Origin of the sequence: Pseudomonas sp. v388 (assembly GCF_003935425.1) — a bacterium.
In the GTDB taxonomy this organism is placed as follows: Bacteria; Pseudomonadota; Gammaproteobacteria; order Pseudomonadales; family Pseudomonadaceae; genus Aquipseudomonas.
On record NZ_RHQN01000001.1, the window covers coordinates 228,976 to 243,419 of the forward strand.

12 protein-coding genes and 1 pseudogene are annotated in these 14,444 nt (G+C 63.7%); 8 read left to right on the forward strand and 5 right to left on the reverse strand.

Translation table 11 applies throughout. The annotated features are described in order from the left end of the window. Window positions 1–18 precede the first annotated feature (18 nt). The 5 genes from EGJ27_RS01015 to EGJ27_RS01035 are packed head-to-tail and all read left to right on the forward strand — an operon-like array spanning window position 19 to window position 5,563. Entirely contained in the window at window positions 19–1,101 is a 1,083-nt protein-coding gene (locus EGJ27_RS01015; RefSeq protein WP_125828830.1) for an ABC transporter substrate-binding protein, read from the forward strand. Beyond that, window positions 1,098–2,405 (forward strand): acyl-CoA thioester hydrolase/BAAT C-terminal domain-containing protein, encoded by a 1,308-nt coding sequence (locus EGJ27_RS01020; RefSeq protein WP_125828832.1) that lies wholly within the window; start codon window positions 1,098–1,100, stop codon window positions 2,403–2,405. The genes EGJ27_RS01015 and EGJ27_RS01020 overlap by 4 nt, the downstream gene beginning before the upstream one ends. Further along, window positions 2,402–3,160, forward strand: coding sequence for an ABC transporter ATP-binding protein (locus EGJ27_RS01025; RefSeq protein ID WP_125828834.1), 759 nt, complete (start codon window positions 2,402–2,404; stop codon window positions 3,158–3,160). The genes EGJ27_RS01020 and EGJ27_RS01025 overlap by 4 nt, the downstream gene beginning before the upstream one ends. Continuing rightward, entirely contained in the window at window positions 3,153–3,929 is a 777-nt protein-coding gene (locus EGJ27_RS01030) for an ABC transporter permease (protein WP_125828836.1), read from the forward strand. Before EGJ27_RS01025 ends, EGJ27_RS01030 begins: the two co-directional genes overlap by 8 nt. Before the next feature lie 11 nt (window positions 3,930–3,940). Further along, window positions 3,941–5,563 (forward strand): gamma-glutamyltransferase family protein, encoded by a 1,623-nt coding sequence (locus EGJ27_RS01035; protein ID WP_125828838.1) that lies wholly within the window; start codon window positions 3,941–3,943, stop codon window positions 5,561–5,563. Between the two features lie 117 nt (window positions 5,564–5,680). On the opposite strand, the gene EGJ27_RS01040 is transcribed toward EGJ27_RS01035, so the two are convergent. Then, window positions 5,681–7,276 (reverse strand): catalase, encoded by a 1,596-nt coding sequence (locus EGJ27_RS01040; RefSeq protein WP_125828840.1) that lies wholly within the window; start codon window positions 7,274–7,276, stop codon window positions 5,681–5,683. A 179-nt stretch (window positions 7,277–7,455) separates the two neighbouring features. On the opposite strand from EGJ27_RS01040, the gene EGJ27_RS01045 reads away from it, so the two are divergent. Further along, the gene (locus tag EGJ27_RS01045) at window positions 7,456–8,499 is read left to right on the forward strand and encodes an SDR family oxidoreductase (protein WP_125828842.1); all 1,044 of its coding nucleotides are present in this window, start codon (window positions 7,456–7,458) and stop codon (window positions 8,497–8,499) included. Window positions 8,500–8,529: 30 nt separating this feature from the next. Here the strand turns inward: EGJ27_RS01045 and EGJ27_RS24990 are convergent. Continuing rightward, window positions 8,530–8,622: pseudogene (locus EGJ27_RS24990) on the reverse strand (LysR family transcriptional regulator); the annotation flags it as partial. Window positions 8,623–8,948: 326 nt separating this feature from the next. On the opposite strand from EGJ27_RS24990, the gene EGJ27_RS01055 reads away from it, so the two are divergent. Further along, complete coding sequence (locus EGJ27_RS01055) at window positions 8,949–9,875, forward strand: Gfo/Idh/MocA family protein (RefSeq protein WP_125828844.1); 927 nt, start codon at window positions 8,949–8,951, stop codon at window positions 9,873–9,875. Here EGJ27_RS01055 and EGJ27_RS01060 read toward each other — a convergent pair. From EGJ27_RS01060 to EGJ27_RS01070, 3 genes are all read right to left on the reverse strand, one after another. After that, complete coding sequence (locus EGJ27_RS01060; RefSeq protein ID WP_125828846.1) at window positions 9,872–10,045, reverse strand: DUF2256 domain-containing protein; 174 nt, start codon at window positions 10,043–10,045, stop codon at window positions 9,872–9,874. The two genes, EGJ27_RS01055 and EGJ27_RS01060, sit on opposite strands and share 4 nt — an antisense overlap. A gap of 1 nt (window position 10,046) precedes the next feature. Then, window positions 10,047–11,765, reverse strand: a complete 1,719-nt coding sequence (locus EGJ27_RS01065; RefSeq protein WP_125828847.1) for an amidase — start codon at window positions 11,763–11,765, stop codon at window positions 10,047–10,049. A 174-nt stretch (window positions 11,766–11,939) separates the two neighbouring features. Then, window positions 11,940–12,881, reverse strand: coding sequence for a LysR family transcriptional regulator (locus tag EGJ27_RS01070; RefSeq protein WP_125828849.1), 942 nt, complete (start codon window positions 12,879–12,881; stop codon window positions 11,940–11,942). Between the two features lie 222 nt (window positions 12,882–13,103). On the opposite strand from EGJ27_RS01070, the gene EGJ27_RS01075 reads away from it, so the two are divergent. Next, window positions 13,104–14,429 (forward strand): MFS transporter, encoded by a 1,326-nt coding sequence (locus EGJ27_RS01075; protein WP_125828851.1) that lies wholly within the window; start codon window positions 13,104–13,106, stop codon window positions 14,427–14,429. Window positions 14,430–14,444: the final 15 nt, after the last annotated feature.

Here is a 14,444-nt window from a genome sequence, read left to right on the forward strand (position 1 = left end):
TCATTCAAGGATCTGTCTATGCGCCTTACCCGTTTGTCGCCGCTTGCACTGGCGTGCGCTGCTTTTACATTGTCATGCGCAGGTTCGGCCTATGCGCTGGACGAGGTCACGGTCGCGTTGGCGATCCCGCCCGCCGTGCACGACGGCGCGCCGTATGCCGCCGCCCAGGAACTGGGGCTGTTCAAGGACCAGGGCCTGTCGGTCGAGGTGGTGGTGTTTCAGGGCGCCGGCGCCTTGTTGCCCCAGGTCGCCAGCAAGCGCGTGACCTTCGGTTTTCCGGTCGCCGAGCCAGTCATTTCCAGCTACTTCAACGGCAAGAACCCGCTGCCGGTGCGCTATTTCTACAACGGCGTACCGAGCCAGACCCTGGAATACGCAGTGCTGGCCGATTCGCCGATCAAGACCCTGGCGGACTTGAAAGACAAGAAGATCGGCGTTGGCGCGCTGACCTGGGGCACTCTGCCCAACAGTCGCGCCGCGCTGAAAGTCGCCGGTCTGAAGCCGGGCGAGAATGTCGAGTTCGTGGCCGTCGGCGCACTGGGCGCGGGGTTCCAGGCGCTGCGCAACAAGCAGGTGGACGCGCTGAACTTCAACAACAGCTGGGACGACATGCTGGAACTGTCCGGCACCGCGATCCGGCGCATCGCCTACCCGGCGGTATTCCAGGAAAACCCCGGCAACGGCTTTGTCGCCCATCAGGACACCTTCCGCGACAACCCGGACCTGATCCGCCGCTTCGGCCGCGCCTACACCGAGGCGCAGCGGGTCTGTGAAGCCAATCCGACCTTCTGCGTGCAGGCGTTCTGGCGTCAGCATCCGGAAAGCAAACCGGCGGATGCCGAAGGCAAAGGCCTGGCGGATGCCAGAACGCTGCTGGAACGACGCCTGCAACGAACTCTGTATCGGCCTGACGGCAGCGCCCGGATTCCCGGCGAATACGACCTGGATGTGATCAAGAAGGCCATTGCAGCCATGGCCGAGGCCGGCGAGTTTCCCACCGCCGAGGTGCCGGTGGAGCAGATCTTCTCCAACGAATTCGTGGCGTCGTTCAGTGATTTCGACCAGGCGGCACTGCGCAAGCGTGCGGAGGCCGCCAAATGAGCATCCGCCTGACCATCGACCTGCCGGACGGTCTGATCGATCAGCCGCGGCGGATCACGGCCAATGGTCTGGCAACGGGGCCGGCGACCCTCGTCACCCGCCTGGCGCATCCGGACGGCAGTCACTGGCGCAGCCAGGCGCGCTACGAGATCGGCCACGACGGACAGCTGGATGTCGACGCTCAGCGGCCACACTCCGGCGACTGGAGCGAGTCGGAGCCGATGGCGCCGGTCTGGGCGTTGCAGCAGCTGGCGCCGCCGGTAACGCCCGCGCTCAGCGAGGGCATTGCGCCGCTGACCTTCGACGTCGAGCTTCAGGATGCCGAAAGCAACACGGCGTCGGGTGCCTTTACCCAACGCTTTCTGGCGCCGGGCGTGACCTGGCGTCAGGTGACGGACGACGGTTTGTCCGGCCTGTTGTTCCTGCCTGCTGGCGAAGGCCCGCATCCGGTGGTGATCGTTCTCAACGGCTCGGGCGGCGGCACGCCGGAGCAACGCGCCGCGCTGTATGCGGCCCATGGCTACATCGGCTTTGCGCTGGCCTATTTCAAGGCGCCGGGCCTGGCCGACCACATTTCCGATACGCCGCTGGAATATTTCCAGACGGCGCTGCACTGGGTTGCGCGAACCCTGGCGCCCAGGCACGGTTTCATTGCCGTGGCCGGGTTGTCCCGGGGCGGCGAACTGGCGTTGATTCTGGGTGCCACTTTTCCCGAGCGGGTGTCGGCGGTGATCGGCTATGTGCCCAGTGCAGTGGTGCATGGCACCTTGCGCGCGGGGCGTCCCGATCAGCCGCGGGATGCCGACGCGTGGACCTGGCAAGGTCGGGCGCTGCGCAATGTCTGGCGCGACAACCCCTTTGCTGACTGGCGCTGGTTCGATCAACCGCCGGCGCCTGGCGCGGCGATTCGCCAGGCGCCGGCGTTCAGCAACGTGGAGCGTGGGGCAGAGTTCGTTGCGGCGGCACGTATTGCGGTGGAACAGATCAACGGGCCGCTGCTGTTGATTTCCGGCACCGACGACGGCTTCTGGCCGTCCACCGAGTACAGCGCGCGCATCGCGGCCGACCTGTCTGAAGGCAATCATCCCTGGCCGGTGGAGCATGTGCGCAACGAAGGGGCTGGCCATGCCATCGGCTTGCCCTATGTGCCGACCACCCAGATCGCCAGGCGCCATCCGGTGGCCGGCGTGATGATCAGCGGCGGTGGAACGCCGGCCGCCAATGCCGCCGCCAACCGCCACAGTTGGGCCCGCGTCTTGGATTTTCTGGCTGCCGCCGTGGACGCCAAGGGAGCGCAGTCATGAGTGCCGCGCTGGCACTGCGTGACGTGGGCCTGACCTACGCCACTCGCCGCGGGGAAATCCAGGCCCTGGCTGACGTGGACCTGAGCATCGCTCCCGGTGAATTCGTCGCGCTGCTCGGGCCTTCCGGTTGCGGCAAATCCACGGTGCTCAAGCTGGCGGCGGGCTTGCTCGCGGCGTCCAGTGGGCAGATCGAACTGGCGGGCAAAGGCGTTGCAGGCCCTAGCCCGGAAACCGGCGTGGTGTTCCAGAAACCCAATCTGCTGCCTTGGAAAACCGTGCTGGACAACGTGTTGCTGCCGGCCCGGACTTTAGGCCTGGAGCGCCGGCCGGCTGTGGAGCGTGCGATGCAACTGCTGGAACTGGTGGGCCTGGCGGCGTTTGCCAACGACTACCCGTTCGAACTGTCCGGCGGCATGCAGCAACGCGTCGGCATCGCCCGCATGCTGCTGCACGATCCGGACCTGCTGCTGATGGATGAGCCGTTCGCCGCGCTGGATGCGTTGTCACGCGAACTGCTGACCCTGGAGCTGCAACGCATCTGGAGCCAGCAGCGCAAATCGGTGTTGTTCATCACCCACAGCATCCAGGAAGCGGTGTTCCTGGCCGACCGGGTGCTGGTGATGTCGCCGCGACCGGGGCGGATCATCGATGAGCTGCCCATTGCGCTACCGCGGCCGCGCACCCTGGGAACCCTGGCCGACCCCGAGTTCACGGCGCTTTGCCACCACCTGCGCAGGCACTTTACCCATGAATAGACTGCACTCTGTGCTGTATCCGCTGATCAGCCTGGCGGTGCTGGTTGCCATCTGGCAGGCGGCCGTGGTGCTGCTCCAGATTCCGGATTACGTACTGCCGCCACCCATGGCCGTGTTTGATGCCCTGGCCGACGGTTTTGCCAGCGGCACGCTGTGGCCGCATATCGGCGCGACCGTGACCGAGATGCTCAGCGGCTATCTGATCGGTTGCGTGCTGGCCATTGGGCTGGGAGCGTTGCTGGCCGAATCGCAGACGTTCGAGCGCTTTGTCTATCCGCTGTTGATCGGCCTGCAAGCCACGCCGAAGGTCGCGTTGGGGCCGATCATTCTGGTGTGGTTCGGCTTCGGGCTGGCGTCCAAGATCGTGCTGGTCGCGCTGGTGTGTTTCTTTCCACTGTTCGTCAATACCGTCAACGGCATTCGCCGTACCGATCCCGAACTGCTGGATGCGTGTCGCGCCTTCTCGGCGTCGCGGTTGTACCTGCTGATCCACGTCAAGCTGCCCTCGGCGGCGGGAGAAATCTTTGCCGGATTGCAGATCGGCGTGTCCCTGGCGCTGATCGGTGCCGTGGTGGGTGAGTTCCTGTCTGCGCAGCGCGGGCTGGGCTACATGATCGCCTCAAGCTCGGTGAGCATGAGCCTGTCGACCATGTTTTCCGGCGTGGTGCTGCTGGCGTTGATCGGGCTGTGCGGTGCGCAGACGGTACGCTGGTTGCAACGCCGGGTCATTTTCTGGGAGCCCGGAGCGGCTCGTCAAAGCAAGCGTTAATGGAGCATTTCATGTCTTTCAACTGGCAAAACCCTTATCCCACTACGCGTATCCCGTTGTTTGCGCGCAACGTAGTGTCCACCTCCCATCCGATTGCCGCTCAGGCCGGCGTGCGCATCCTGCTGGCCGGCGGCAACGCCGTTGACGCAGCGATTGCCGCCGCCGCGACATTGACGGTGGTCGAGCCGGTGTCGTGCGGGCTGGGCAGCGATGCCTTTGCCATCCTCTGGGACGGCAAGCAGTTGCACGGCCTGAACGCCTCCGGGCACGCACCCAAAGCCTGGGACCTGAATCACTTCCGCAAGCGTTACGGTGAAGACGGCAACGGCCATGTGAAACGCCCGGTGCGCGGCTGGGACGCGGTCACCGTGCCGGGCGCCGTCGCTGGTTGGGCCGCGTTGCACGAACGCTTCGGCAAGCTGCCGTTTGCCGACGTGCTGGAACCGGCTGCCGAGATCGCCGAACGCGGCATCACCCTGGCGCCCATTGTCGCCCACAAATGGGCCGCGGCCATTCCTGCACTGCACGATCAGCCGGGGTTTGCCGATACCTTCATGCCCGGCGGCCGAGCGCCGAAGACCGGCGAGCTGTTCAAATTCAAGGACGCCGCGCGCACCCTGCGTCTGTTGGGGCAGCAAGGTGGGCGGGCCTATTACGAAGGCGAGATCGCCGAGGCGATAACCCATTACGCCAAAGCCACCGGCGGTTCACTGACGCTGGATGATTTGCGCAGCTATCAGCCGGAGTGGGTCAAGCCGATTTCCCAGCGCTATCGCGGCCACGACGTACACGAGATTCCACCGAACGGGCAGGGCATCGCAGCATTGATCGCCCTCGGCATGCTGGAGCATTTCGACCTCGCGAGCCTGCCAGTGGATAGCGCGCAGTCCCAGCACTTGCAGATCGAAGCCATGAAGCTGGCCTTCGCTGATGTGTACCGTTATGTGGCCGATCCAACCAGCATGGACGTGACGCCCGAGCAGATGCTTGACCCTGCGTATCTGGCCAGCCGCGCCAGACTGATCGACCCGTCCAGGGCCAGCCATCCTGGCTTCGGCATGCCCAGATCCGGCGGCACCGTGTACCTGAGCGCCGCCGACGAGGACGGCATGATGGTCTCGTTCATTCAGTCCAACTACATGGGCTTCGGTTCCGGCATCGTGGTGCCCGGTTACGGCATCAGTTTGCAGAATCGCGGCGCCGGTTTCTCCAGCGATCCGGCCTCGGCCAATGTCGTGGCGCCGGGCAAGAAGCCGTTCCACACCATCATCCCGGCGTTCCTCACCAAGAACGGCGTGCCACAGATGAGCTTCGGCGTGATGGGCGGTGATATGCAGCCGCAAGGCCACGTCCAGACCCTGGTGCGCATGCTCGATTACCAGCAGCAACCCCAGGCGGCGTGCGATGCGCCACGCTGGAAAGTGAATCAGGATTTCTCGGTGGACCTGGAAGCCAGCATGAACACCGCGGCAGTACAGGGCCTGGCGGAAAAAGGCCATCGATTGAAATCGGTGGAGGACCCGTACATGGATTTTGGCTCGGGCCAGTTCATCTGGAAGCTGTCCGACGACGCCGACCACGGCTACGTGGCGGCCAGCGACAGCCGTCGGGATGGGCACGCGGCGGGGTTCTGAGGTCAGGGCCACGTTGCCGGAAAGCACTCGGCAGCAGTCCAGCAGGCGTTGGCAATATGAGTTGACGATGCCCGGCGCAGCGGCCGGACATCGTCGATGCCGCGTTGGGTCAGGAGGTCACGCTCGCTGCGTGGGCGTTGATTTGTCCGCAGCTTCCCGCTGGCCGTCAACCAGTGTGGGGGCAGGGCGGTCCTGACCCGGTGCCGGACGGTTGGGCAGCGGCGGCAGGGCCTTGGCCTTCTCCAGATCGACACCGACACCCTGCGCGAGCCGCTGACCGTAGTCCGGATCGCAATGCCAGAAGTGCCAGATCATCCGCAACTGGATGTTCTCCGGGCACTGCTTGAGGTCGCCGACGATATTGGCGATCAGGTCTTCACGTTCCCAGTCTTCGAACGTGCGATAGCGCTCCCCGGTCTGCTGATAGTCCGCTGCGGTCTTGCTGGTCTGGTAGCGGCCCACGTGACCTTCCACCCATTGCTTGTAATCGGGGCCGTTGCGCGGTGCTTCATGCAGACCGCCTTCAGAGCTGGGCTCGTAATTGACGTGGGGGTTCTCGCCGGCACCGTCCACCTTGTAGGTCATCTGGCCGTCGCGCTGGTTGGTCGCGTAAGGGCATTTCGGTGCATTGATGGGCAGTTGCAGGTAGTTAGGTCCCACGCGATAACGCTGGGTATCGGAATAGGACAGGGTGCGGCCCTGCAGCATCTTGTCGTCCGAGAAGTCGATGCCGTCCACCAGCACCCCGGTGCCGAACGCTGATTGTTCGGTTTCGGCAAACACGTTGGACGGGTTGCGGTCGAGTACGATGCGGCCTACCGGCAGCAACGGGAACTGATCCTCGGGCCAGCGTTTGGTGTCGTCCAGCGGGTCGAACGGCAGCTCGTCATGGGCATCGTCCGACATCACCTGCACGCACATTTCCCATTCCGGGAAATCGCCGCGGTCGATGGCTTCATACAGGTCTTTGGTGGCGTGTCCGATGTCATGCATCTGGATCTGCGCGGCCTGCTCGCTGGTCAAGTTGCGCACGCCTTGCTTGGGCTCGAACGAGAATTTGCACAACACGGCCACACCGTCCTCGTTTACCAGCTTGTAGGTGTTGACGCTGGAACCCTGCATTTCCCGGTAACTGGCCGGAATACCCCAAGGGCTTTTCACCCAGGTGACCATATGCAGCGCTTCGGGATGGTGCTGTACGAAGTCATAGAACCGCCAGGGCTCCTGGCGGTTGGTCACCGGATCGGGCTTGAAGGCGTGGATCATGTCAGGAAACTTGATGGCGTCACGAATGAAGAACACCTTCAGGTTATTGCCGACCAGATCCCAGTTGCCGTCTTCGGTATAGAACTTGATGGCAAAGCCACGTGGGTCGCGAGCGGTCTCGGGTGACTCCTTGGCGCCGATCACGGTGGAGAAGCGGAGAAAGATCGGTGTCCTGACCCCGGTTTTGGTCAGCACCTTGGCCCGGGTGTATTTGCTGGCCGGCTCGTCGCCGATCGTGCCATAGGGTTCAAAGTACCCATGGGCGGCGGTGCCGCGCGCATGCACCACGCGCTCGGGGATACGCTCGCGGTCGAAGTGGGTGATCTTCTCGATGAACTGGTAGTTTTCCAGGGTGCCCGGGCCGCGTTCTCCCACGCTGCGCAGGCTCTGGTTGTCGGTCACGGGGTGCCCCTGGCGGGTGGTCAGGGTGTCGTGCTTTTGAGTCATGCTGCTCTCCTTCACATCAGGCTCACGTCAGGTCCTGATTTTTTGGGCGAAGTGGGATCCAATGGTTTCCATTGACGGACGAACGGTACTGTCTGTGGGCGGGCGTGGCGAAAGAATGGACAAAGCCCACCGGTTGCTGTCTGTCTAGGTTCACTGCGAACTTGAATGGAGGACGGCACATGTCTGAAAAACACGTACTCATTGCAGGCGCCAGCGGCGTGATCGGTCGCTCGGTACTCGACAGTTTCACCCACGCCGGGTGGCGGATCACTACCGTGGGGCGAGCTGCAACCCCGCCTGGCGACTGCCCGCATCTGGTGGCCGATCTGCTTGCACCCGGCAGCCTCGACAGCGCCCGTGACAGCCTCAAGGGCGTGACCCATCTGTTCTACAGTGCGCTCAAGCCCAACCCGGATCCAGGTGTAGAAGCGGATGAAAACGCCGCCATGTTCGAGAACCTCGTCGGGGCGGTGCGCAAGGCGGGAGCCGATCTGGAGCGGATCACCTTCATTCAGGGCGGCAAGGTGTACGGCGCCCAACTGGGCGTTTACAAGACGCCGGCGCGGGAGGATGACAGCCGGCATTTTCCGCCCAATCTGTATTTTCGACATGAAGACTTCGCTAGGTCGCTGGAAAAAGAAGGAGTGAAATGGACCGCCTTGCGCCCGGACATCGTCATCGGCCATTCACTGGGGTCGGCCATGAACCTGGGGAACCTGATTGGGGTGTACGGTGCGCTGTGCCGGGAAACCGGTACCGCCATGCAGTTTCCCGGCCCGGAGCAGGCCTACCGCAATGCCGTGGTCAACGTCACGGCCGCGGGGCTCATCGGCCAGGCCGCAGTGTGGGCCGCGCAGACTGACGCCGACGGCGCGTTCAACCTCACCAACGGCGACGTGTTTCGCTGGAGTCATGTGTGGCCGAAACTGGCCCAGTGGTTCGGCCTGGAAGTCGGCGAGCCACAGCCCATTTCCCTGCAGCAGCGAATCAAGGCGTTGCAGCCGGTGTGGAGCGGTCTGGCACAGCGAGAAGGGCTGGCCCAGGCCGATACCGACCAGATCGCCTTGGGCTCATTTGGTGACTTCATTTTTCATGTCGAGAAAGATGCGTTTTTCGACGTCACCAAGGCTCGTCAGGCCGGCTTCGATGCCATGACCCTGCGCTCCGACGAGGTTCTGCTGGCGCATCTGGACGACATGCGGGCGCGAAAACTGATCCCCTGATCGATCCCGGAGCAGCCCGCCAGGCCGCCACTACAGCCCCTGCCTGGCGCGAATCAGTTCATAGGCCCGTTGCACCAGTGGGTTGACCGCATTGCGGCGGACCCACAGGTAATAGGTGACGTCGCGCCGCGGTGCGGCTGCACATCGGTCTGGACGACGCGCGGGCTTTGACCAACGACCTGCAGCGCGGGTTCGCGGCCAGTCGGGAAGTTTGGAGCGCCGCGCGGTAGATCGCCACGATCACTGTAGGAGCAACCTTGGTCGCGATCTGGCGCGCAGCGGCAGTAAAAGCAGAACATCCACCGCAACGCCGCGGCATGAACACTGCCCGCAAAGCTCCCCTTCGCGGACAAGCGGAGCGCCGCCCGGTCCGCTCCCACGAGGTTGCTGTTTATTGCTAGAGTAGGTCGCTGCTGCCCCTACACAAATACAATAAACAGGAGTCACAGATGCAACCGATCCGTCTCGGTCTGGTGGGCTACGGCAAGATTGCCCAGGACCAGCACGTTCCGGCGATCCTCGCCAACCCCGCTTTCAAACTGATATCCGTCGCCACCCAAGGCCAGCCCTGTGCCGACGTCGAGAATTTTCGGTCATTGAAAGAGCTGCTGGAAAACGGTCCGCAGGTCGACGCCGTTGCGTTCTGTACACCACCCCAAGGTCGATTCGCTCTGGTGCAAGAGGCGCTGGCTGCCGGTAAGCACGTGCTGGTGGAAAAGCCGCCATGCGCCACGCTGGGCGAAGCCATGGCCTTGGTGGATCAGGCAGGCAAGCAAGGCGTCAGCGGGTTGTTCGCCTGGCATTCGCGTTACGCGCCAGGCATCGCGGCGGCGCGCGACTGGCTAGGCAGCCGCACTGTGCAAAGCGTGCAGATCGACTGGAAGGAAGACGTGCGCAAGTGGCACCCCGGTCAGGCCTGGATCTGGCAACCCGGCGGCCTGGGGGTGTTCGATCCCGGCATCAACGCCTTGTCCATCATCACCCATCTGCTGCCGCTCCCGCTGTTCGTGAAGTCCGCCGCACTGCGGGTTCCCGATAATTGCCAGTCGCCGATCGCCGCCGACATTGAAATGTCCGACGCGCAGCGGCTCACGGTGCACGCCGGGTTTGATTTCGACCACGGTCAGGATGAGCTGTGGAGCATCGAGATTCGCTGTGCCGAAGGCGTGCTGCGTCTGGACAACGGCGGCGCGCTGTTGAGCATCGACGGCGTCCAGCAGGCGGTGTCCGAAGAGGGCGAGTACGCAGCGGTGTATCGCCACTTCCAGCAACTGATCACCGACAAGGCCAGCGATATGGACCTGCAACCGCTGCGCCTGGTGGCAGACAGCTTTTTCGTGGGCAGCCGAACGCTGGTGGAGCCGTTCTACGATTAGCGTTCTGGCGCTTGCACCGGAGTAGCGCCGCGGCACACAGCCTTGTGCCGACGGCAACGCTCCGAGCAATAGCGGACTTCGTCCCAGCAGCGCGCCCATTTCTTGCGCCAACTGAAAGGCAGCCCGCAGACCACGCAGGTCTTCACAGGCAGGTCGGCTTTTCTCTTCACATCAGCTCTCGCCGCTGGACGACAACGGCGGGGTACGCGGCGGGATGACACGTTTGTTGCCCAGGGACTCGAACGCCGAGCCGAAGCGCAGCAGATTCGAGTCGTCATAGGCGCGCCCGGCAAACGTCAGCCCGACCGGCATGCCGATATCCGCCATCACCCCCATGGGCACGGTCACCGTCGGCACGCCCAGGTGGCGAATGGCAAGGTTGCCGTTGGCGACCCACACACCATTGCTCCAGGCGATATCGGCAGACACCGGGTTGACGTCGGCGTCCGCCGGCCCTACGTCAGCCACGGTCGGAAACAGAACGGCATCCAGACCCAGGTTTTCCATCCAGTCTTCCAGGTCGATCCGACGCGTCTGCTCCAGCCCGCGCAGGCCATCGGCCAGAGTCGGGATCTGGTTCCAGGCCGGGATGCCACGCTCGGCCATGCGCACGTATTCGTCCATGCCGGCCGCCAGCTCGTCTTCACGATTGGGCAGGGTGCCGGGGTCGTGAGGGAAGATCTGCGCGCCGTCGACGTCGACCAGGCGATGCAGCGCCGGGTCGTTGTTAGCGCGCAGGAAGTCGTCGAACGCCCAGGCCGACAGGCCCCACAGTTCGTCATGGAGAAACTCTTTGGACACCAGCCCGCGCGAGAAAACCGTAGGCGCGCCCGGCCGGTCGCCTTCGCAGTTCGACACCAGCGGGAAATCCACTTCAATCACCTGCGCGCCTGCGGCCTCAAGTGCTTGTCGGGCTTGCTGCCAAAGGTCGATCACCGAAGCGCGAGTGTGTATGCGCTGCCCGGTCGGGCCGCCGATGCCCGGTTTCTCGGCGGTGCCTGCTTCGGGATCGGCGTTGATGAACATGCGCGGCACGCCGAAGCGCTTGCCGGCCAGGTCGTGCGGGACGGCGACCAGCTCGGCGTAGGACGCCGGGCGCACCGAGGCGACACTGGGGAGCGGCACCCAGGGCTGCATGCGCCAGAGGTCGCCGCGAGTGTCGGGATCCTCGGCGACGATGACATCCAGCACTTCCAGCAGATCCGCCATGCTGCGGGCGTAGGGCACGACCACGTCCATGGTCGGGGTCAGCGGCCAGTTGCCGCGCACCGAGATCACCCCACGCGACGGGGTGTAGGCGCACAATCCATTGTTCGACGCCGGGCCTCGGCCGCTGGACCAGGTTTCCTCGGCCATGCCGAACGCGGCAAAACTGGCGGCAGTGGCGGTTCCGGCGCCATTCGACGAGCCGGAGGCGAACGGCGCGGTCAGGTAACCGGCGTTGTACGGGCTTTCCGCACGGCCATACACACCGCGCTGCATGCCGCCGTTGGCCATGGGCGGCATGTTGGTCTTGCCCAGGCAGATGGCACCGGCGGCGCGCAGCCGACTGATGGTGAACGCATCACGCTGGGCAACCAGATTGACGAACGCCGGGCTGCCCGACGCGGCCGTAAGACCGGTCACCAGATAGCTGTCTTTGGCGGTATAGGGAATGCCGTCCAGAGGTCCCAGCGGTTTGCCGAGTGCGCGACGCGCATCGGAGGCCAGCGCTTCGTCGAGCGCAGCAGGATTACGCACCACCACGGCGTTCAGCGCCGTCGCGGTGTCGGGCGTGTCGTAGGCGTCGATTCGTGCCAGATATGCCTGCACCAGTTCAACGGCGGTGGTTTCGCCGGACTCCAGCGCAGCACGCAGTCGGGCGATGGAAACTTCCGTGACCTCGATCATGCTGGTGTCCCGAAAATGGCCGCGACGCATTGGAATGGAAGGGCAGGCTGTCGCTGGAAAGAGGTGCTCATAAGGTTTTTCTCATCCGCTGTAACGCGATACGGGGAACTGAATCAGCGCTCAAGCTTATCTGGAGTGCTCGGTGCGGACAAAATTATTCAGTCTGAGCGGCGGCTAATTCTGGGCCAGGCGCTGTTCCAGGTTCTCGATAAACACCCGTTCGGCGCGGCTCAGTTTCTGCTCGCGGTTCCACAGCAGGTGGATGTCGACATCGGCGATCCCGTCATCCGGCGGCAGGCGCCAGAGCAGGCCATTGGCAACGTCGTCGGCCACCACGTGTTCCGGCAGGCAGCCCAGGCCGAAACCGGCGATCACCAGCCGCCGCACCTCTTCAAGGCTGGGTGAAGACGCGACGATGCGTCCGCTGAAGCCTTGCTGGTCACGGAAGATGGTCAGCGGCGAGAGCATGCCGCCGATCTGGTCGCTGGTGAAGCTGACGAAGTTCTCCGATTGCAGGTCGGTGTCGCTCAGATTGCTGCGGCCGAACAGTGAGTGATGGCGGCCGCAATAGAACGCATAGCGCTGGCGCAGAAACAGGCGTTGCTCCAGTCGCGGTTGCGGGCGGCGATTGAGGCTCAGGCCCAGGGTGGCGGTCTTTTCCAGCAGGGCGCTGACGATGTCCGAGCTGCGCATCACGTCGATTTCCAGGTCCACGCGAGGATGCCGGCGGTGAAAGTCGGCCAGAAACTCATCGAACCGGTCGGAGAAAATGCGGCTGATCATCAGCAGGCGCACCTTGCCGATCACTTCGTCGCCGGGCTGCTGCAGCGCGCTGCCCAGTTGCGACACCTGGCCGTACATCTCGCCGGCGATGGCGAAGATCTGCTCGCCGGCTTCGGTCAGGTCGAAGCGCGGTCCGCGTCTCGCGATCAACTGGCAGCCCAGTTGTTCTTCCAGACGCCGCAGGGCCTGGCTGATCGCCGGCTGGGTAACGTGCAAACGCGCGGCGGCACGGCTGATGCTCAGTTCCTGGCCGATGACGCGAAAGGTGCGCAGCAGGTTCCAGTCCAGGCGGTCATTGAGCAGCGGATGAGCGTCGCGGCGAAGGTCGGGCATGGCAAGTCTCGAATAATAAGCAGCATTTATAGTCGGAATAATAAATAGAAATTTGACTAATCATAGCCCCGAGACGATAAATCTCGTCACCGACCAGCGCCGTCAGAGCGCGTCGTGCGACACCCTTTTTCTCCTGCCAAAACAACAAACCCAAAGACGAAGGCGGTGTGACAACGTTGCGAGCGCAGTCGTTGTCAGACACCCTTCAAAGGAGCCTGACCCATGAAGCCAACCGCTTCGCCTCAGCCACGCCGTGCTGCGGCTGCCGCGTTCATCGGTACGATGATCGAGTGGTACGACTTTTATATCTATGCCACCGCTGCGGCGCTGGTGTTCGGCCAGCTGTTCTTTCCCTCCGACGACAAACTGTTCAGCACCATGGCCGCGTTCGGCACCTTCGCAGTGGGGTTCTTCGCCCGGCCGTTGGGCGGTGTAGTGTTCGGCCATATCGGTGATCGCATCGGTCGCAAGAAATCCCTGGTCATTACCCTGATCATGATGGGCGTGGTCACCGTCTGCATCGGCTTGCTGCCGACCTACGCGCAGATCGGCGCCGCCGCTCCGGTGTTGCTGATTCTGTTGCGTATCGTGCAAGGCATCGCGGTGGGCGGCGAGTGGGGCGGCGCAGTATTGATGGCCGGCGAGCATGCGCCCAAGGGCCGGCGTAATTTCTTCGCTTCGTTCGCACAACTGGGCAGCCCGGCGGGATTGATCCTGTCCTTGCTGGCGTTCAGTGCCGTCACGCGGCTACCCGAGGAAGACCTGATGAGCTGGGGTTGGCGTCTGCCGTTCCTGGCCAGCGCGTTGTTGTTGGTGGTCGGGTTGGCGATTCGTCTGGGTGTCAGCGAGTCGCCGGAGTTTCTGGCTGAGAAGGAACTGGCCGACAAGACCCGCGCCAAGTCCGTCAAGAAAGAGCAGGCGCCGGTACTGGAAGTGCTCAAGTCCTCCTGGCGGCCGCTGCTGTTGTGCATCGGCGCCAATACGCTGGGCATTGCCGGTGTGTATTTCACCAACACCTTCATGATCGCCTACACCACCCAACAGTTGAGCCTGCCGCGCTCGCTGATTCTGGAGTGTCTGTTCGTCGTCGCCATCATTCAGTTCTGCATTCAGCCGGTGGCCGCGTGGATCGCCGAGAAAGTCGGCGCTACCCGGTTCCTGTGCGTGGTGTCGTTGCTGGCCATGGCTTCGCCGTACCCGATGTTCGTGCTGGTGAGCAGCGGTGAGGCACCGTTGATCATCGTCGGCATCGCCTTGGCGGTGGTGTGTATGGCGTCCTTCTACGCGGTGATCGCCGGCTACGTCAGCAGCATGTTCGAGACCCGCGTGCGCTACACCGCGATCTCGCTGGCGTATCAGGTCTGCGGCGCACTGGCCGGCGGCTTGACACCGTTGATCGGCACCTGGCTGGCGCATCAGTACGTCGGGCAGTGGTGGCCGATGGCGGTGTTCTACAGCGTGATCTCGGGGCTTTCGCTGGTCTGCGTGATGATCCTCGCGCGCCGCCATGCCGACGCCAACCGCCTGGAAATGGCACCTCAGTCCTGAATCGAGGAGACATCG